22 protein-coding genes are annotated in these 17307 nt (G+C 62.4%); 13 read left to right on the top strand and 9 right to left on the bottom strand.

Going from position 1 to position 17307, the window contains the following annotated elements:
* Positions 1-53 precede the first annotated feature (53 nt).
* The 9 genes from IMCC21224_RS22210 to IMCC21224_RS22170 all read left to right on the top strand — a co-directional run bounded on the left by IMCC21224_RS22210 (position 54) and on the right by IMCC21224_RS22170 (position 8566).
* On the top strand, positions 54-647 hold the full coding sequence (locus IMCC21224_RS22210) for a hypothetical protein (RefSeq protein WP_047997787.1): 594 nt from the start codon (positions 54-56) through the stop codon (positions 645-647).
* Complete coding sequence (locus tag IMCC21224_RS22205) at positions 647-1303, top strand: hypothetical protein (protein ID WP_047997786.1); 657 nt, start codon at positions 647-649, stop codon at positions 1301-1303. Before IMCC21224_RS22210 ends, IMCC21224_RS22205 begins: the two co-directional genes overlap by 1 nt.
* A gap of 104 nt (positions 1304-1407) precedes the next feature.
* The gene (locus IMCC21224_RS22200; RefSeq protein WP_008327444.1) at positions 1408-1707 is read left to right on the top strand and encodes a type II toxin-antitoxin system RelB/DinJ family antitoxin; all 300 of its coding nucleotides are present in this window, start codon (positions 1408-1410) and stop codon (positions 1705-1707) included.
* Entirely contained in the window at positions 1694-1969 is a 276-nt protein-coding gene (locus IMCC21224_RS22195) for a type II toxin-antitoxin system mRNA interferase toxin, RelE/StbE family (RefSeq protein WP_047997785.1), read from the top strand. Before IMCC21224_RS22200 ends, IMCC21224_RS22195 begins: the two co-directional genes overlap by 14 nt.
* Before the next feature lie 106 nt (positions 1970-2075).
* Positions 2076-6338 (top strand): strawberry notch family protein, encoded by a 4263-nt coding sequence (locus IMCC21224_RS22190; RefSeq protein ID WP_047997784.1) that lies wholly within the window; start codon positions 2076-2078, stop codon positions 6336-6338.
* Positions 6339-6461: 123 nt separating this feature from the next.
* Positions 6462-6848, top strand: coding sequence for a DUF6878 family protein (locus tag IMCC21224_RS22185; RefSeq protein ID WP_047997783.1), 387 nt, complete (start codon positions 6462-6464; stop codon positions 6846-6848).
* Position 6849: 1 nt separating this feature from the next.
* A complete protein-coding gene (locus tag IMCC21224_RS22180) occupies positions 6850-7311 on the top strand; it encodes a hypothetical protein (protein WP_047997782.1) in 462 nt (153 codons plus the stop codon).
* Between the two features lie 100 nt (positions 7312-7411).
* Positions 7412-7714, top strand: coding sequence for a hypothetical protein (locus IMCC21224_RS22175; protein ID WP_047997781.1), 303 nt, complete (start codon positions 7412-7414; stop codon positions 7712-7714).
* Positions 7715-7837: 123 nt separating this feature from the next.
* Positions 7838-8566: a DUF736 family protein gene (locus tag IMCC21224_RS22170; RefSeq protein ID WP_047997780.1), complete on the top strand. Its 729-nt coding sequence runs from the start codon at positions 7838-7840 to the stop codon at positions 8564-8566.
* Positions 8567-8880: 314 nt separating this feature from the next.
* Here the strand turns inward: IMCC21224_RS22170 and IMCC21224_RS22165 are convergent, their stop codons facing one another.
* The 5 genes from IMCC21224_RS22165 to merF are packed head-to-tail and all read right to left on the bottom strand — an operon-like array spanning position 8881 to position 12590.
* On the bottom strand, positions 8881-9207 hold the full coding sequence (locus IMCC21224_RS22165; RefSeq protein WP_040546036.1) for a YnfA family protein: 327 nt from the start codon (positions 9205-9207) through the stop codon (positions 8881-8883).
* A 55-nt stretch (positions 9208-9262) separates the two neighbouring features.
* A complete protein-coding gene (locus IMCC21224_RS22160) occupies positions 9263-10615 on the bottom strand; it encodes an NAD(P)/FAD-dependent oxidoreductase (protein ID WP_047997779.1) in 1353 nt (450 codons plus the stop codon).
* Positions 10616-10637: 22 nt separating this feature from the next.
* Positions 10638-12068, bottom strand: a complete 1431-nt coding sequence (gene merA / locus IMCC21224_RS22155) for a mercury(II) reductase (protein ID WP_047997778.1) — start codon at positions 12066-12068, stop codon at positions 10638-10640.
* Between the two features lies 1 nt (position 12069).
* Positions 12070-12207: a hypothetical protein gene (locus IMCC21224_RS28015; RefSeq protein WP_156178399.1), complete on the bottom strand. Its 138-nt coding sequence runs from the start codon at positions 12205-12207 to the stop codon at positions 12070-12072.
* A complete protein-coding gene (gene merF, locus IMCC21224_RS22150; RefSeq protein WP_047997777.1) occupies positions 12204-12590 on the bottom strand; it encodes a mercury resistance system transport protein MerF in 387 nt (128 codons plus the stop codon). The genes IMCC21224_RS28015 and merF overlap by 4 nt, the downstream gene beginning before the upstream one ends.
* Before the next feature lie 77 nt (positions 12591-12667).
* Here merF and IMCC21224_RS28010 point away from each other — a divergent pair, with 77 nt between their 5' ends.
* Positions 12668-12826, top strand: coding sequence for a hypothetical protein (locus IMCC21224_RS28010; RefSeq protein WP_156178398.1), 159 nt, complete (start codon positions 12668-12670; stop codon positions 12824-12826).
* A gap of 22 nt (positions 12827-12848) precedes the next feature.
* Here IMCC21224_RS28010 and IMCC21224_RS22145 read toward each other — a convergent pair whose 3' ends face one another.
* Positions 12849-13151, bottom strand: coding sequence for a periplasmic mercury ion-binding protein (locus IMCC21224_RS22145; RefSeq protein WP_047997776.1), 303 nt, complete (start codon positions 13149-13151; stop codon positions 12849-12851).
* A gap of 15 nt (positions 13152-13166) precedes the next feature.
* Positions 13167-13574 carry a mercuric transporter MerT family protein gene (locus IMCC21224_RS22140; RefSeq protein WP_231582179.1) on the bottom strand — a complete coding sequence of 136 codons (408 nt, stop codon included), beginning with the start codon at positions 13572-13574 and terminating at the stop codon, positions 13167-13169.
* A gap of 76 nt (positions 13575-13650) precedes the next feature.
* Between IMCC21224_RS22140 and IMCC21224_RS22135 the strand changes: the two genes are divergently transcribed.
* Entirely contained in the window at positions 13651-14064 is a 414-nt protein-coding gene (locus tag IMCC21224_RS22135) for a helix-turn-helix domain-containing protein (RefSeq protein ID WP_172796292.1), read from the top strand.
* Between the two features lie 136 nt (positions 14065-14200).
* Here the strand turns inward: IMCC21224_RS22135 and IMCC21224_RS22130 are convergent, their stop codons facing one another.
* Together IMCC21224_RS22130 and IMCC21224_RS22125 are read right to left on the bottom strand one after the other, a co-directional pair.
* Positions 14201-14533, bottom strand: a complete 333-nt coding sequence (locus IMCC21224_RS22130) for a hypothetical protein (protein WP_037941658.1) — start codon at positions 14531-14533, stop codon at positions 14201-14203.
* The gene (locus tag IMCC21224_RS22125) at positions 14533-14808 is read right to left on the bottom strand and encodes a hypothetical protein (RefSeq protein ID WP_047997774.1); all 276 of its coding nucleotides are present in this window, start codon (positions 14806-14808) and stop codon (positions 14533-14535) included. Before IMCC21224_RS22125 ends, IMCC21224_RS22130 begins: the two co-directional genes overlap by 1 nt.
* Positions 14809-15435: 627 nt before the next feature.
* Between IMCC21224_RS22125 and IMCC21224_RS22120 the strand changes: the two genes are divergently transcribed.
* Positions 15436-16365 carry a DUF2493 domain-containing protein gene (locus IMCC21224_RS22120; protein WP_047997773.1) on the top strand — a complete coding sequence of 310 codons (930 nt, stop codon included), beginning with the start codon at positions 15436-15438 and terminating at the stop codon, positions 16363-16365.
* 539 nt (positions 16366-16904) lie between these two features.
* A complete protein-coding gene (locus IMCC21224_RS22115; RefSeq protein ID WP_007120662.1) occupies positions 16905-17111 on the top strand; it encodes a hypothetical protein in 207 nt (68 codons plus the stop codon).
* Positions 17112-17307 lie beyond the last annotated feature (196 nt).

The raw sequence follows: 17307 nt of genomic DNA, 5'->3' as shown, positions 1-17307 counted from the left end.
GGCGCAATGCCCGCGCGGGTCGATCCTCCCACACCCAACGGAAAGACATCCCCATGGCTATTCTTAAGTTCTCTGCCTCCGCTGTTGCGGCGCAGATCGCCCATGCGCGCGCCTGCAAGACCTTCCTGCCCAATTGGAACGGGCCCGTGGACAGGCCGGCCCTGATCCTCATCGTCGGCAATGGTGTGCATCTGCGCTCAAACGGCATCGATGGCACGACCACCCGCATCGTCACCACCGAGCAGGCCGATCCGTCCTTCGCCTTCGCCGACGGCATGAACCCGTTTCGGGATACCGACTGGATGGCGCAGCGCCGCATGGCGTTTCGCGATCTGACCGGCCAGTTCTACACCGACATCCTGGATGACGTGCAGGTGCTCATCGACCGGGGGCGGGGTGCGATCCGGCTCGCCACCGATGGTCACAGTATCCGCGTCTTTGTGCGCCGGGCCTCGGACTATCTCATCGGCGGAACCTACGAAGTGCCCTCGGGCCTCGGCGGCACCTTCCGGGTCGTCCTCAAGGATGCCTGCGACACCTTCGCGATCGTGCAGAACTGCGGCAATTGCGAGGATTTCGACGCAATGCAGCCCTACCGCGTGCCGCTGGATGCGCTGATGGAGATCGATGACCGGAGGGCGGCATAATGGGATGGCTTTTCTACACCGACGGCCGCGTTAAAACCTACGTGGATGAGAGAGAGGAGATCACCCGGCTCTGCACTTTTGAGGGCGAAACGCGCAAAACCGAACTGGTCAAGGCCTGCAAGGTCGGCTCAACCTGGTATGCGGCGGCAAGGGTCACCAATCTCGACGGCACCGCTGTCGAAGACGCGACCTATGTCACCGATGCGGATGGCTCCATCACTTTCGGGGCTGTCTTCCTCACCCGATACGATGACGGCTGCTGGGGCTACAAGGACATGGAGGAAAGTGCTGGCCCGAACGTGTCTCGTGCTCCGCTTGGGCTGATCGAGCTCCTCTCCGACCTGAAAAACCCGGACAGCTACGCCCAGGACTGGCGTCAGCGCTGCCGGGATTGGGCTGCGATCCCAGACTACCAGGAAGGCGACAAGATCAGGCTCGCCACCCCTGTGACGCTCACCGATGGCAGCACCTGCCAGATCGTCATCGCGACGCACTACAGGCGGGGGCGGCAAAAACGCCGCTGCTACCGCATCGAGGAAACCGGTGAGCTCGTACGCCTGTCGAAGGCCTCGCTTGCGGGCTCGGAGCTGCTCAGCTCCGCGAAAGTCGCGGCCAGTCCTGTGCTGGCGGAGTTCCTGGCGGGGCAGGGTGGCTGAGTTTCCGGCTGAGACAACACCACGGGACCACGCGCGCGCATACTGCCGACTTGAATTCGTATCTCAAATGAGATACATCACTCCCATCAACTGGAGGACCATCCATGCCTGCCCAAACATCCATGCTTCATGTCCGTGTTGACGATCAGCTGAAAGCACAGGCTTCGGACGCACTTGCGGGCGTCGGTCTGACGCTCTCCGACGCGGTGCGTATTCTTCTGACCCGCGTGGCCGCAGAAGGCGGCTTGCCTGCCGGATTGACTTCTGATCCGGATGCCTATGACGCCTGGTTCAGGGCGAAGGTACAGGAAGCGCTGGACGATCCAAGGCCCACAACGCCCCATGCCAAGGCGATGCAAGACGCCCAGGCATTGATTGACGGGAAGCGCCTTGCCAAATCTTGAATGGAAAGCCACGGCCATAGCCGACTTGCTGGCAATCATTGACTACATCTCTGACGACAACCCGGATGCCGCCCAAGTTCTCAAAGACGAGATTGAACACAAGACGTCCCTCCTTCCAGAACGCCCTCAGATGTACCGCGCGGGCCGTGTGGACGGGACTAGGGAGATGGTTGTTCGGCCGAACTACATCGTGGTTTATGCTGAAAGCCCTGAGAAGGTGACCATTTTGCGCGTTCTTCATGCTGCGCAGCAGTGGCCATGATCGGGGTGCAGGCCCTCCGCTAAGAAATTGCCCGCTCTACGCCTTCAAAGCGTAGAGCGGGCTTTTTGTCCTTTGGAACTCAGACCCTGATCCAAAGGAAATCCCCATGACAAAGCCCAAACCAGCAAATCCGGCTCTCTCAATCTCCCGCCCTGACCTCGCCTCTGCCCTCGAGCAGATCGGCGCGGAGGTCGACCACCAACCCCTGCGCAGCTCAGCGCTCGCGCGCATCATGCGCGAGACGTTTCATGGTAGCGATGCCGGCGGTGCCTGGGACTGGCGCATGGCATATGACCTGATGCAGGCCGCGGCTGTTCAGGTGCTGCTGCGTGGGGACGGCGCGGCAGGTGACATCGCCGCTGCAAGGCTGCTTGCCTCGCGGCTCCTGACGGAAACCCGTCGGTCGGAACAGCAGATCCGGCTGCAGCAGTTTTCCACGCCGCTGCCATTTGCGGCGCTGGTCGTGCGGGCGGCAGCCATTCGCAAGGGCGAGACCGTTCTGGAGCCCTCGGCTGGCACCGGTGCCCTGGCTGCTTTCGCTGCCCGGGCCGGTGCCACGCTTTTGCTCAATGAAATCGATCCGTTTCGCCAACGCCTCCTGCGCGCGGTCTTCGGCGGCGAGGTGACGGGTCACGACGGCGAGCATATCGACGATCTGCTGCAGACGCCGGTTCTGCCCGGCGTCGTGGTGATGAACCCGCCCTTCGCCTCCTCGGTCGACCGCTCCCGGGACAAGCACATCGCTGCCAAGCATCTCATCGCGGCTGCCAAGCGCTTGGCACCTAGTGGGCGGCTGGTGGCGATCATGCCGCCTGGGTTCAGCCCGGAGCGTGATGCCGCGCATTGGTCCCGCGCCTGCGGTCTCCTGACGCCGCGCTTGGCGCTGACGATGCCGGGGCAGGTCTACCGCAAGCTCGGCACCTCTGTGGAAACCCAGCTCATGGTCTTCGACAAGGTGCAGGAAGACGGCGAGATGATCCGCGCCATTGTGTGCGACATGGACGAAGCCCTTCCTTTTGTCGACGCCGTGGCCGCAACCCGGCCCGAGATGCGCCCCGCCCAAAGGGCGGCAGCGGCTACTCCTGCGCGACCGAACGGTCCAGGATCTGTCCCGCGCAAGACCGCTGCCGGTGTTGTCACCGGCTCCAAAGCCCTGGCCAATGCCGTTGTCCCGCTAACTTTCACAAGCCTTCAGACCCCGCGCGACAACACGCCCATCTCGGACATCTATGCGCGCTACCGTCCGCAGCGGATCGAGATCGCGGGTGCGCAGGAACATCCCACGCCGCTGGTCGAAAGCATCGCCATGGCCTCGGTCGCGCCGCCGGTGCCCTCAGGCGCGGCCAGTGCGGAATTGCGCCTGCCCGCCCGGTTGATCGAGGAGGGACATCTCTCCGAGGCGCAGCTGGAAACCATCATCTTGGCGCATGATGCCCATGGGCGCGATCTGCCAGGGCGTTTTACCATCGATGACGACCAGACCAAGCTGACGCGCGCCGATGATGATCCAGACGCACGGGCCTATCGCCTCGGCTATTTCCTTGGCGACGGCACCGGTTGCGGCAAGGGCCGCGAATGCGCGGGCCTCATTCTCGTGAACTGGCTTTCCGGGCGCAGGAGGGCGATCTGGGTGTCTAAATCCGCCACGCTCATCGAGGACGCGATCCGCGATTGGACCGATCTCGGCGGCTCACCCGCCGACATCCAGCCGCTCTCCAAATGGAAACCGGACCAGCCCATCCCGATAGGCGACGGTATCCTCTTTGTGACCTACGCCACGCTGCGGTCCGCGGGCAAATGCGGCACCACGCGGCTGAGCCAGATCCTCGCCTGGATGGGCGAAGACTTTGAAGGCGTTCTGGCCTTCGATGAGGCCCATGCCATGCAGAACGCGGCCGGGTCCGAGCAGGGCAGGGGGGTCAAACCCTCCCAGCAGGGCCTCGCCGGGCTGCGTCTGCAACTTGCCGCGCCCCGCGCCCGCGTCTTCTACATCTCGGCCACGGGTGCCACGAGCGTGCATAACCTCGCCTATGCCGCGCGGCTGGGGCTCTGGGGGCAGGGCCCCGAATACCCCTTCCCAAGCCGCGAGAGCTTCGTTTCTGCGATGGAAGCCGGCGGTGTCGCCGCCATGGAGGTGGTCGCGCGTGATCTCAAGACGCTCGGCCTCTACACGGCCCGTGCCCTCAGCTTTGATGGCGTGGAGTATGACGTGCTGGAACACGCGCTGACCCCGGCCCAGATCGAGGTCTATGACGCCTACGCTGGAGCGTTTCGCACCATCCACCATAATCTCGAGGCGGCACTGACCGCGACCGGCGTCAATGATGCTTCGGGAGAGACTAATGCCTCGGCCGCTCGCGCCTCGGCCAAGTCCCGCTTCGAGAGCACGAAGCAGCGCTTCTTCAACCATCTCCTGATGGGCATGAAAGCCCCGACCATCATCCGCGCAATCAAGGAAGATCTGGTGGCGGGCGAGGCTTGCGTCATCCAGGTGGTCTCGACAGGTGAGAGCCTGCTGAAGCGCCGGCTTGAGACGATGGACCCGGAGGACGAGCTGGTCGAGGGCGCGCTAACGCCGCGCGACTACGTACTGGGCTACCTCGAACAGGCTTTCCCGATCCATGCCCAAAAGCTCGTGGAGATCGACGGCAACATGGTGGCGGAACCTTTACGGGATGAGACCGGGGCGCTCGTTGTCTCGCGCGAGGCGCTCGCCCTGCGCGATGCGGCCATGATGGAGTTGATGACGCTGGCCCCGATCCCTTCGGCGCTCGACCAGATCCTCTGGGCCTTTGGTGACGAGGCCGTCGCCGAGGTCACGGGGCGTTCCCTCCGGCCCCTCAAGGCCGAGGATGGTCATCTCTTCATCGAGAAGCGCTCCGCCAGCAGCAATTCGTCGGAGACCCAAGCCTTTATGGATGGCGAGAAGGATATCCTGATCTTTTCCGATGCGGGCGGGACGGGCCGGTCCTATCACGCGGCGCAAACGGCGAAGAACCAGAAACGGCGGCGGCACTATCTTCTGGAGCCCGGCTGGCGCGCGGATGCGGCCATCCAGGGGCTGGGCCGCACGCATCGCTCTGCCCAGGTCAGCGCACCCTTCTTCCGGGTCTGCACCTCGGATGTGCATGGCGAGAAACGCTTTACCTCGACGATCGCCAAGCGCCTCGACCAGCTGGGGGCCCTCACCAAGGGCCAGCGCGAGACCGGCTCGCAGGGCATGTTCCGTGAGGAGGACAATCTCGAAAGCCCGATCGCGCGGGCGGCGCTGCGTGGGTATTTCGCCGATCTTGCCGCTGGGCGCGCTGAGGCGATGAGCTACGAGAGCTTCACCGACTGGACGGCCCTGCGGCTGATCGACAAGGACGGGGTGCTGCTCGAGGAACTGCCGCCGATCCAGCGGTTTCTGAACCGAGTGCTGGCGCTGCCCATCCACATGCAGAACGCGCTCTTTGCCGAGTTCATGCGCCGGATCGCCGATCAGACGGAACGGGCGCGCGCGGCAGGCACGCTCGATCTCGGCGTGGAAACCCTGCGTGGCGAAAAGATCGAACAGGTCTCCACAGAGGATCTCTGGACCTGCCCGAAATCCGGCGCCGTGACGCGGATCATCGGGCTGGAGGTCACCGACCCGGTCCACGTCCTTGGGGCCGAAGAGGCCATGTCGCGCAATCCTGACAAGCTACCCATGGTAAATCGCGCCTCCGGCCGCGCGGCGCTCATCTCGGCGCGCCCCATGCAGATGTATGACGAGGACATTGTCACGCTGATGCGCAAGGTGGTGCGGCCAAACGGGTCGAGCTATCTGGAGGAGGCTCGGTTCGAGTCCTCGGCCTGGGAAGAGATCGGCAAGCCCGAGTTCACCCGGCTTTGGGATACCGAGGCCGCGTCCTTGCCCAAGACCACCACGACCAAACTCTACCTGCTGACCGGGCTCTTGTTGCCGATCTGGAAGGACATTCCGACCACCAATGAGCGGATCTACCGGGTCACGCCCGACGGGGCGACCGCGATGATCGGGCGGACGCTGAGCGAGGAAGGGGCGGCCGCGCTGCGCGCCCGCTTCCTCGTCTCCAATCCGCAAACACCGCAGGAGATGCTGACCGCCGCCCTCGGCGCCACCGCACCTGTCAATCTGGGCCGGGGTCTGACTCTGACCCGTCGTCGTGTCACAGGCGAGATGCGCCTTGAGTTGGGCGGTGCGGATCGGGGCATGATTGAAGGTCTCAAGGCCATGGGGTGTTTCACGGAGATCATCACCTTCCAGTTGCGGGTGTTCCTGCCGCATGGGGACGGGATCGACACTGGGAGCATTCTGGCCCGGATCGTGGGGCAGGAAGCCGCCACGACGTCAGAACAAGCCGCCTGAAAAGTCAAAGCGAGCTTCCGGTCGGGCGGCGTGGATCGGGGTTTGGCCGATCTGCGCTTTCCGGGCGCGCGCTGACCAATGCCAGGCCCGGCCCCCCCCAATTTCAGATAAGAGGACAGACCCATGACCAATCCCCAGATCGATTATGCCGCAATGGCGGCTCAGTGGCGCGCGGAGCGCGAAACCACCTTGAAGGCATCCCGAACGGAGCTGCTCGCGCAACTACGTGCGCTTGGCATCAGCGAGGTCGCTGTCGAATACGAAGGCTATGGCGACTCCGGCAATGTCGAGGATGTGACGGTGCAGCCTGCAGAGGTCAACCTGCCGGAGGCGCTTGCCACAGAGGTTGGCGATTTCGCCTGGTCGCTCGCCTATCACCATCACCCGGGGTTCGAAAACAACGAGGGCGGCTATGGCACGCTGACCTGGGACTTGCACAACGACAGCATCACCCTCGATCACGCAGATCGCTTTGTCGAATGCTCGCACAGCTATGTCGAGGGTCTTTGAGATGGCCCATCCGCTTCATCATGCTGAAAGCTCTGCCCGGAAATTCGGCGGGGTGCCGTCTGACTATCAGGCTTTGCACGATTGGTTTGACGCCTCGAAAGAGCACCTTGCGCTCTTCACGCACAGAGGCTTGCGCCATCATGCCCTTGGCCTGTTTGAGGCCGAACGTGTCTTCGGCCTGACCCTGACCAATAGCGCTGGTCGAGAAATCCCTGTGCGATGGATCGGCGAGCAGCATGTCCGTGAAGACTGTCAGGGCCGTATCCCGAGCATGGCGGACTGGCTGCGACGGATACAGCCTGAGCCATGGATGGCCAATGGCCACATCGACCGGCATGTAGGCTCCGAGCCCTGCGGCGACCCAAGGGTCGCCTGGGCCTCCGAGGTCGCCGCCGGAAGAACGGTTCTTGGCCTGAAGGATTGGATGGCGTCGCGCGCGACGCAAGCCAGGCAAGGCGCCTGACAGCTCTCGGCCGTTAGCCAAACGAATGCTGCATGGAAGCCCGGTCCGAAGATCGGGCTTCTTGCGTCGTTTACCCACCATTCTTCGTAAGGAGGTTCGCATGACACTCGATGAAATCAAGGCCGCCGTCGATGCCGGCCAGACCGTGCATTGGGCCAATACCGGCTACGTTGTCCACAAGGACCGGCTCGGTCAGTACCTCATCACCTATGTGCCGAATGGTAGCTGCATCGGTCTGACCGACCGGGGCGGGCACCGGTTGAACGGAAAAGAAACGGAGTTCTTCGTCGCGCAATCGAAGGACGCCGCAGAAAATCCGGGCAACCAATCAAGACCAGACGGGCAGGGGAGGGGCGTAGCACCCGGAGGCGCGGGGGCATTCCCACTCGGACGGCAGCTCTGACCAGTGGGCGGGGCTGAAAGGAAAGCAGGCTTTCTGATTTGTGATCCCTCAAGGGGTCGAGAAAGCAATCCCGGATGCGCTGGCAAGGACGTCAGACACCGGCCAATCCAAAGGAACCATCCCATGTTCGCAGGAACCCTCACTCGCAATGTCGAGACCGCAGCCGCTCAGTACACCGGCATGATCCACTCGACGCGCTTTGACATCGCCATCCAGTTGGAGGCGCGGGCCAAGATGTCCGAACGCAGCCCGGATTTTGACGTGACGGCAGTCAACAAGTCGGGCCGCAAGGTGCGCATCGGCACGGCTTGGAACGAGACCGGCAATACCAGCGGCAACCCCTACATCTCGATGCAGATCGATGTTGGCCTCGGCCCGTTCCGGGTCAACGCGGTGCAGACGAAAGAGGCGCGCGCCGCCCAGAGCGGCGCGTTCGAGATCATCCCGCTGGTCTCGAACAGCCTGATGAAATCCGGCTCGATCTCGGGAGAGCTCACTGCCATGGACGCCGACAACGCCTTCACTGGCTACATCGCCAACATGATGTTCGATCTGGAGTTCATGCTGATCGAGAACAGCTATAAATCCGAGGAGACCCACCCCGATTACCGGATCGAGGTCAGCTCGCCGCGGGGCACACCGATCCGCGTCGGCTCGGCCTGGATGGCGAAAAGCAGCCGCACGGGCAATGACTACCTGTCGCTGCTGATCAACACGCCCGACGGCGACCTGCGTGTCAACGCCGTGCAGAACGAAGAACAGCGCGGTGGGCAGACCTTCTCGATCATCCCGTTCATCGACAGCGGTGAGCAGCCGCAGGACGCAGCCGCGGGGCTGTCGCTGGTCGCATGACATTGGCATGAGGCCAAAAGACCTGAACCGATTGGGGAGCCGTGGGACCACGGTTCCCCTTTTGCTGTGCTGGTGTGGTTGAATGAACCCGGCCTACATTGCAGACGTTCGTGTCGCCAGCAGCTAATGCAACCGAAGAGCCCACTTTGACCGATGCTGCGTAAAGGATGTATCGCTGCTTTTGAGGGCGGTAGAAAACCTGCTTGATCGCAGCCGCGATGCGGAAGGAAAGCAGCGCCGAGTTGTCGGAACGCGTGAACCAAAAGGCGATCTAATCGAAAGATTCAGTACTTCACCCCGTCTGCGGCTGCCTCTCAAATACTGCGTGGTGCCCAGAGAATAATACCCGCACCGACAAGGCAAATGACGGCTCCAACAACATCCCATTGATCCGGGCGATGCCCTTCCACACCCCATAGCCACAGCAGGGACGATACGATGTAAACGCCACCGTAGACTGCATAGGCGCGGCCCGCTTGATCGGCGGGGCTGAGCGCCAGTAGCCAGGCGAAAGCGGCAAGGGACAGCATGCCCGGTGCCAACCAAAACACGCTCTTGTCCAGCCGGAACCACGCCCAGAAAGCAAAGCATCCGGCAATTTCGGCCAGCGCAGCGGCGAAGTAGATAAGAACCGTCTTCATCGGGCCAGACATACGTTCCGAGGAGGATCGGGTCTATTGCGAAAAATTTTCAAATTCAAAGAAGCGACCCCAAATCCGATCCAACACTTGGATAGGCCGCCGTCATCGACTTAAGCTGCTTGGCCGCCAGGCCCAGCTTGATTGCCAGCCCGAAGAAATTGATCAGTTCGCCGTATTCCGGGCCGAACAGGTGCGCGCCGAGGATCTTGCCGTTCGACCTGTCCACGAGGATCTTCGCGGCGGCGGAGGTCTCGCCGATCCTGTAGTTCGAGTACCAACCGCTCGTGTCGGTGAACCGGACATCTACGTCATGCCCGGCGTCCCTTGCCTCAGTTTCCAACATGCCGACACGCGCCACTTCCGGAACGGTGAAGACGGCTGTCGGAATACCGGCATAGTCCGGTACGGTCTGCGCGTCCTTGAGCATGTTGGAGGCTGCGACCTTCCCTTCGATCACCGCGACCGGCGTCAGCGGCATACCATCGGTGTCGGCGGAATCTCCGGCGGCATAGACCGCGCTGCTTGTCGTGCTTTGCAGATGGGGGGCTACAACGATGCCCTTGTCGCTGTAGTCAACACCGGCCGCCTCAAGATTCAGATCGGCCAGGGCTGCAACCCGGCCCGCGCCATGCACGACCAGATCGGTTTCGATTGTTCGGGTTTCATCGCCTGACTTCACTTCAACACTTAATGCTCCACTGGCTTCCGAGACCGACACGATTTCAGTCTCGCGCATCAGGTCCACGCCGATACCGGCGCCGCGCTCGATCAGCATTTCGACCAGATCGGGATCGAAGCCGCGTAAGGGCCGGGCGCCACGATCCACGATGATCGGGTTGGCTCCGGCCCGTGCGGCGATATGCGCAAACTCGAAGGACACGAAGCCGCCGCCGATAAAAAGAACCCGTTTGGGAAGGGCCTCCAGGTTGAGGAAATTCGTGCTGTCGATCAAGAGATCGGCCCCTGTGAAGCTCAGCGGCCTGGGCATGGCACCGGCGGCCACGAGGAACCGTTCCGACTGATATGCCGTTCCATCGACCTCCAGCGTGTTGTCTCCCGTGAAGCGGGCAGCTCCATGCAGGGTTTCGACGCCGTTGCCCGACAGGCCCTTTTCCATCTTGTCCGGCACTGGGTCGGTGAAGCCACGCTTGTGTGCCATCAGATCGGCCCAGTTGATCGACAGATCACCGGGATCGATCCCCTTGCCCTGCATGAGCCGTGCCGCGTCCATGATTTCCGCACCTCGCCGCAGGATTTTCTTTGGATCGCAGCCGCGCAATGCGCAGGTGCCGCCGTAGGGCAGCGCATCGACAATGGCCACACGCCATCCTGCTGCGCCACACTTGTTCGCCGCGGCCACGCCTGCCATGCCGGCCCCGATGACGATCAGGTCGTAGTCTTCGCTCATTCTCCGGTCCTTGTCCTGATCTTCATCCGGCGCAGCAGCTCAACTTTGCCACGTCCATATCGAAGGTTTGCGCCGCCAGCTTGAACCCTTCTACCGTTGTCAGATAGGGGAAGACCGTCTCGCCAAGTGCCTTGGTGGTCATGCCGAACTTCAGCGCCATAACGAGGGTCTGGATCGTATCGGACCCCTCGGGCGCGATGATCTGGCCGCCAAGCAGCCGGTCGGACTTTCTGTCCGCCACCAGCTTGATCAATCCGCGCGTGTCGCGTGCGGCCAGCGCGCGCGGCACCTGATCGAGCGGCAAGATGGACGTCTTTACGTCGAAGCCCGCGTCCCGAGCCTGGGCTTCACCAAGACCGACGCCCGCAACTTGAGGGTCGGAAAACACCACCCAGGGCATCGCGGCGTTGTCGTAGCGATGGTCTTCGCCGAGAACCGCGTTTTTGGCGGCGAGCTTTGCACCGTAGGCCGCCATATAGACAAACTGGTCACGGTCGGTCACATCGCCCGCCGCATAGATGCCTCGCACCAATGTCTGCATGTCCTCGCCGACGACGATGGACCCACGCGCGTCTGTTTCAACGCCGATTGCGTCCAGGCCCATATCTTCGGTATTGGCCCGCCTGCCAGCGGTCGAAACGAGGTGATCCGCTGTCACTTCGACCGGCTTTCCGTTCTGGATCACGCGTAGCGTCACGCCTGCGTCGTCGCGGCGCACAGTGTCGTAGCTTAACCCGGTCAGAAGGGTGATGCCTTCGGCCTCGAACGCCGCCGCCAATGCCTCCGAGACCTCTGGTTCCGCGCCGGGCAACAGATGCGAACGGGCGACAAGCGTGACCTTCACGCCCATGCGGCTCATCATCTGGGCCAGTTCCGCGCCGATGTAGCCCGCGCCTATGAAGATCAGGCTCTTCGGCAGTGTTTCGAGTTCCAGAAGGCTGGTGCTGTCGAGCGCGCCGATGTCCTCGATCCCGTCGATGGTCGGCAGGACGGGACGCCCGCCCGTGGCGATGATGGTCTTCGGCGCTTTCAGGGTTCGCTCACCGATTGTCACGCCACCTTCGACCAGCCGCGCGGGACCGGCGTCGATGTAATCGACACCTTCGTATTCCGGCAAAAGATCGGCGTATTTCTTCTGGCGCAGGGTCGCGACCAGATCGTCCTTGGACTGAACGAGCGTCTGCCAGTCATCGACTTGCGCGTGGCCCGATAGGCCGGGGAACCGCTTGGCAGCTTTTGCACCATGGACGGCCTCTGCCGCCCGGATCATCACCTTGGACGGCACGCACCCAACGTTGACGCAAGTTCCGCCGATGGTGCCATGTCCCACGAGGGCGACACGCTTTCCGGCATCCGCGCCGGTAATCGCGGCGGAGAATCCTGCCGATCCGGCCCCGAGGACGATCAGGTCATAGCCGCCTTGGCCGCCGCCGTTCTTGTTCAAATCTTTCATATCAGCGCGCCTCGCCATGTTCGGGGTTTTTCGATTTGGCGGCGAACAGATATATGACCGCGCCGATGGCGATCAGCGGTGTCAACATGCCAAGAAGGCCGAAGACCATGCCGGTGGCGGTGCAACATCCCATCATCATGAGAGCGATCCTTTCTTTTGCGCACGGTTCAGGAGAACCGCGTAGAGTGCTGTGGCGGCGAAAACGCCGATTGTGATCCGTATTGCGAACCTGAACTCAAAGAGAATGATCAGGATCGACAGGGCAGCCGCGAGGCCGGTGGCCCAGAGTTTCGGGGCCGGTCCCGGTTTGCCCGCGCGCAGCCAGAGCGCCTGTGCCACCACGGCGAGGCTGAAGAAAAGCAGCGGGAACAGGGCGTAATCTAGCCAACCCGTGAAGGCCGACAATCCGACGCCAGCGACGATGACGACCAGAAGCGGCGTGAAGCAGCAGAGCGCGGCGAAGAGCGCGCCACCAAGCCCCCATTTCAGCAGGCGGTCGGAATTTTCGGGTGTGTCAGTCAAGGGGCCGTCTTTCTTTGTGATGGTTCGGGGCCGGAGGCCCGTTTCATGTGTGAACGGCGCAGTGCACGGACGATCAGGTGGGTCAGACCCGCCAAAACCAGCACGGCAATGCCGTTTACCCCGGAGAGCCAGGCACCAATGCTGCCGAACAAGGCCGCAAGCACGGCAACCCCACCACCGCAGCAGACGACTACGACCGGAGCTGCTATTCCGAAGGCCAGCAGGCCACCCATTAGATTGTCACGCATTGCAGGCGGCTCAGGAGGCTGTGTCAGGCAAGACCTGGGCCGGATAGCCATTGGCTGTCACCGCGCCGATGATGCTTTCGATGGATGTCTCAGCGTCATCGTAGGTCACGCTGTAGACGCCTTCGCCGAATGCGGGGCCGTCCTCGAATGCGGCGATTTCGACGGAAGGAACACCGCGCATTGAACTGGCGACGATGAACGAACAGGACGGGCATGTCAGATCGCTGACGGCGATCTCGACCTGGCGCTCTTCGGCGAAGGCCGGGGTGGAGAGGGCGGCGACGGTCAGGGCAGATAGCAGGAAATGCTTCATGGTCATGGTCCTTGTTCAGAATTTCAGGATGAAGGGGGTGATGTAGGGAAAGATCATGGCGACAGCGACAATCGCGGAAGCGGCCCAGAGGGTCGCCCGCATGATGCGGCGGTCGATGGGGCGGGCGCAGGTGCCATCGGCACAGGACTCGGCATCTACGGGCCTGTAAGCCTTGTAGAAGCCATATCCGAGAAATGCGGCGCTCAGCGCGAAGGTGTACCACTTGTAGGCGTAAAGCGCCCCGAGCTGCGCGATGAACACGCCTGTCACGCCAAAGCTGACCAACACCAATGGAAGGATGCAGCACGAGGTCATCGCCAGCGCGCCGAGCACACCGAGGCCAGTCGCACCCCATCCCTTGGTGGTTTCGTCGCCAATTTTCTGCGACCGAGATTGCGGAAGTTCCGCCAAATTTTGTTCCATCGAATCTTCCTTGAACAGATGTTTCCACCGTTCTAAGGTCTGTAGTTGATACAGGCTCAAGGGGTTTTTTTGCGAAATGAGTAACACAAGCGTGAGATCAATTCGGCGGGGTGATTTGGCACGAGCGACGGGCTGCAACCTGGAAACCATTCGCTACTACGAGAAGATCGGTATCATGCCGGACCCGCCGCGCAGTACGAAGGGTTACCGAAGCTACGACAATGCCCACGTCAAGCGGCTGAAATTCGTCATGCGGTCCCGCGATCTAGGCTTTTCTCTCGAAGAGGTTCGCGGGCTGCTTGGGCTGGTCGATGACCGATCCCGGACATGCGCCGATGTGCAGTTGATCGCTGAAGATCATCTGACAGACGTTCAGGCCAAGATTGCCGATCTGCAGCGTATCGAGCGCGTCCTGTCGGACACTGTTGCGCGATGCACCGGTGATGCTGCCCCAGAATGCGCGGTGATCGATGCGTTGCTTGATGCTTAGTCCAGCTTGAAGAAGGGGGGCAACGGACCTTCTTGACTGGCGTAGCGAAAGCCCGAAAAGCCCTACATGTTTCCTATTCAAGTCGAGCGCAGCGAAGGTCCAGTTTCGGACTTTAATGTTGAGGTTGGCTCCAATATTAGTCCGCGAATACCCGTCTTGCTGACGCCAGCTTTATCCAATCTCTGCCTCCAAAGGCGGCGAGTGCAAGATAGATGACCTCAGTATCCATGTCCGGTTTGAATACGATGGTCAGTCGGTGACTGGTGCCGCCGTGGCGCACGAGCCATCTATCCAGTTTGCCGTTCAGCCTGACACCTGAATTTGGATTTGAGGCAATCGCTTCTAAGAGCGTGTCTACTTCATCCAGGCGACGGCTCGCGGCTGCAACGTCACCGTCGGTCACCTCGACAATATGATTAACGATACCGATAAGGTCACGTTCGAAGAACGGATGCCTGATAAATCGCATCAGGTCTTTTTGGCCATCGCGGCAAGATGGGCCCGTGCGCCTTTAGTGACGTCGGCGGCATCGCCGACGGGTTCCCATTGATCGAGAGGCAGAGACAGACGGCGCTCCAATTCTGCTTCGAGCAGAGACCGTTCACGATCTCGCTCTGCCTTGGCCTTCGCCAATTCACCCGAAACCGCTGCACTCATATTGGGGTACTCGCCAGCTTCGACCAGTTCCCTTGCGAAGGTGTAGGCGGTGTCGGTGAAACTGACAGATTGCTTTTGAACGCTCATTGCGGGCTCCTCGGTGCTCCAACAGACTACCGAATTTTGCCGCTTCTGGCAAGCAGGTCAGGCCGACCGAGCGAAATGCGTCAACAGCCTATCGGCCTCCCCTGCTCGGCTTCGCGTGTCGCAGGGGAGAACGGCCCTTCGGTCCGTCGCGCATTCGGCCATGCGGCCTCACCGCGGCGTCGCACCCGGCATCCCGGTTTGCCCGCCTCGCGAGCACGTCCCTCCCCGGCCGCTCCGCCGGATTGCGCTGGTCTGTTTTGGCCCGAGGCCAAAACGATCCCGCCGCTTCATCCGTCTCCCGCGTCCGGTCCGGCCGTTTGCCTGCTCGGGTCGGGCAAACCTACCGTCAAAACACACACACATGAGCGCGGAAGCATATCCTCCGGATGGCCCCCAAATCAGCCCGCGTCAAGGATCGCAAAACTTTTCGGCGAGGGCGGGGCCTGTGGCGCGGGGCGAACCCGTGCGTGAGCGCGCGCATGTGTCAGGTGCCGCGCTCGGAAAACTTTTGCGCCCGGCAAGCCGGCGGCTGCGCCGTCCCTGACCCGGGCAGATTCGGAAACCAGGCATTCGGCCATGCCCCCACACTCACGTGGTGGCCTTGCAACCGAACACTGGAGACCAGACATGGCTTATGACAATGCGAACACCTACGAGACCATCGAGCTTTTCGGGCTGACCGAGAAGGACGCGCAGCTGCCGATCCCCGAGGATCACATCCTGACCGACCACATCATCCGCGAAAGCTTCGAGGCTTTGCTCGGTCAGCTGCGCGGGACCGGGCTTGAAGCTGAAATCGAACCGCTGGCCCATGGGCTCGCGACGATCCTGCAGCGCCGCAAGGTGGCGCTTGGCAAGGAGGTCGACCGCACCGCCGACAAGATCGGCGCGCTGGCAAAATCTCACGACGGATCGGAGATCGCCGAGACTGCACTCGAAGAGGCGCAGGCGCGCTTTGTGCAACTGCGCGAGATTGTCAGCGCCATCGAGGTGATGAGCGAGGCGGCGGCGGAATACTACGAGATCGAGACGGGTCACGCCTTCATCCCGGCGGCAGGCTCGCGCGCAAGCGTCCGGGCGCAAGAGACAGGTGCTGTCTTCGAGGCGCGGCAGCTCCTCGAGCAGCACGACCGCGAGACTGCCGAGAAATCGAAAGTCTCAGGGGTGCCCCTGATCGTCTCAGGCGCCACCGACTGGACCGATGTCGATGTGATCTTCAACACGCTCGACAAGGTTCGCGAACGGATCAAGCAGAACCGCAACCAGGAGATCTTCCTCTGCCACAAGGGTGGCAAGCACGGGGCGGAGATGATCGCGGCCCGGTGGGCCCGGGCACGCGGCGTCGCGCAGGCGCGCTTTGATCCGCGCTGGTCCGCACATGGGCGGGCGGCACCGTTCAAGTGCAACGATGAGATGCTGGACGACAAGTTCGCGGCGACAGGGGTTGTCCTCTTCGGGGGCAACGGGGTCGCGCTGAACCTCGGGCAGAAGGCGGAAGCGAAAGGCCTGACGGTCATGCGGGTTGCGGACCCGGCGAAGAAGGCGTCGCAGGATTGAAGAGAGAGGGTCGCGCTTGGCGCGGCCCTTTCGTCATGTCTCATGGCGCGTGCGGTCGGTCACGCGTGATCGGCAGCTCGCGGCATCCAGAACCGTCATCCCTCTACCTGCTCCGTCTGAGTGCGGCCCATCCACATCGGTACGGGCTGGCGATGGTGCGCACCTCACGCACATCGTCAGCAGCGCAAGACGCGAGGGGCCGAGGCGTCGCACTTGCGGCTGAAGACCAGCACGACCCTCGGGTGGTGTCTCAGAACATCGCACCCGCGCGGGCGGGCTCCGTCAGCGCCCCGGCCAGGCTTGGTGGGACGCGGACGCGGATGGTGGCGGCTGCGTGATGGCAAGGGTCATCCGGATCACTCCTTTTTGCTCATAGATGTGGATCGCACGGGGTCGGCCCAATCGTGCCCTCCGCTCACGCTTCGGCAAGCACAAATACGGCTTCCACGCCTTTGGCGCAGACCCTCCGCATTTGCGCTTGCGACCGGGCCTCTTGCCCCCGTGCCGGGTGATCCCCATCGCAACAAGGAGTAACCCAAATGACCAACCACTATGTCGCCACCGTCCCCGTCAAGTTCACCGATACCGATGGCCAGGAGCGCACCCGTTTTCAGCGCGTGGGTGCGATGTTCCGCAACACCCGCAACGGGGACGGCTCGGAGTTCTTCAGCCTCAAGCTCGACTTCCCGGTCGCGGTCTCGGAGCTGGTGATGTTCCCACCGAGCGCGAAAGATCCCCAGGACTAAATCCTCTGACGAGGATGGGCCGCCCCAGGACGATCTTGGGGCGGCCCGATCCCTGTTCCAGGGATGCCGTCACCGGCGCGTGTGATCGCCGATAGCGACCTTCTTTTGGTGCCGGTCGCTGCGCGTTCAAGGGACGCACTCCCCCCGGAATGATCAGGCCGCGACAGGGCGGACAGGCAGCCTCAAGGGGGCCATC

Source organism: Puniceibacterium sp. IMCC21224 (assembly GCF_001038505.1).
Classification (GTDB): Bacteria; Pseudomonadota; Alphaproteobacteria; order Rhodobacterales; family Rhodobacteraceae; genus Puniceibacterium.
Note: the sequence above shows the minus strand (reverse complement) of the source record. Positions and strands in the feature narration are given on the sequence as shown.

Coding starts and splice junctions, on each gene's coding strand:
- IMCC21224_RS22210 (WP_047997787.1), top strand. CDS start 54: ATGGCTATTCTTAAGTTCTCTGCCTCCGCTGTTGCGGCGCAGATCGCC.
- IMCC21224_RS22205 (WP_047997786.1), top strand. CDS start 647: ATGGGATGGCTTTTCTACACCGACGGCCGCGTTAAAACCTACGTGGAT.
- IMCC21224_RS22200 (WP_008327444.1), top strand. CDS start 1,408: ATGCCTGCCCAAACATCCATGCTTCATGTCCGTGTTGACGATCAGCTG.
- IMCC21224_RS22190 (WP_047997784.1), top strand. CDS start 2,076: ATGACAAAGCCCAAACCAGCAAATCCGGCTCTCTCAATCTCCCGCCCT.
- IMCC21224_RS22185 (WP_047997783.1), top strand. CDS start 6,462: ATGACCAATCCCCAGATCGATTATGCCGCAATGGCGGCTCAGTGGCGC.
- IMCC21224_RS22180 (WP_047997782.1), top strand. CDS start 6,850: ATGGCCCATCCGCTTCATCATGCTGAAAGCTCTGCCCGGAAATTCGGC.
- IMCC21224_RS22175 (WP_047997781.1), top strand. CDS start 7,412: ATGACACTCGATGAAATCAAGGCCGCCGTCGATGCCGGCCAGACCGTG.
- IMCC21224_RS22170 (WP_047997780.1), top strand. CDS start 7,838: ATGTTCGCAGGAACCCTCACTCGCAATGTCGAGACCGCAGCCGCTCAG.
- IMCC21224_RS22165 (WP_040546036.1), bottom strand. CDS start 9,207: ATGAAGACGGTTCTTATCTACTTCGCCGCTGCGCTGGCCGAAATTGCC.
- IMCC21224_RS22160 (WP_047997779.1), bottom strand. CDS start 10,615: ATGAGCGAAGACTACGACCTGATCGTCATCGGGGCCGGCATGGCAGGC.
- merA (WP_047997778.1), bottom strand. CDS start 12,068: ATGAAAGATTTGAACAAGAACGGCGGCGGCCAAGGCGGCTATGACCTG.
- IMCC21224_RS28015 (WP_156178399.1), bottom strand. CDS start 12,207: ATGATGATGGGATGTTGCACCGCCACCGGCATGGTCTTCGGCCTTCTT.
- IMCC21224_RS22145 (WP_047997776.1), bottom strand. CDS start 13,151: ATGAAGCATTTCCTGCTATCTGCCCTGACCGTCGCCGCCCTCTCCACC.
- IMCC21224_RS22140 (WP_231582179.1), bottom strand. CDS start 13,574: ATGGAACAAAATTTGGCGGAACTTCCGCAATCTCGGTCGCAGAAAATT.
- IMCC21224_RS22135 (WP_172796292.1), top strand. CDS start 13,651: ATGAGTAACACAAGCGTGAGATCAATTCGGCGGGGTGATTTGGCACGA.
- IMCC21224_RS22130 (WP_037941658.1), bottom strand. CDS start 14,533: ATGCGATTTATCAGGCATCCGTTCTTCGAACGTGACCTTATCGGTATC.
- IMCC21224_RS22125 (WP_047997774.1), bottom strand. CDS start 14,808: ATGAGCGTTCAAAAGCAATCTGTCAGTTTCACCGACACCGCCTACACC.
- IMCC21224_RS22120 (WP_047997773.1), top strand. CDS start 15,436: ATGGCTTATGACAATGCGAACACCTACGAGACCATCGAGCTTTTCGGG.
- IMCC21224_RS22115 (WP_007120662.1), top strand. CDS start 16,905: ATGACCAACCACTATGTCGCCACCGTCCCCGTCAAGTTCACCGATACC.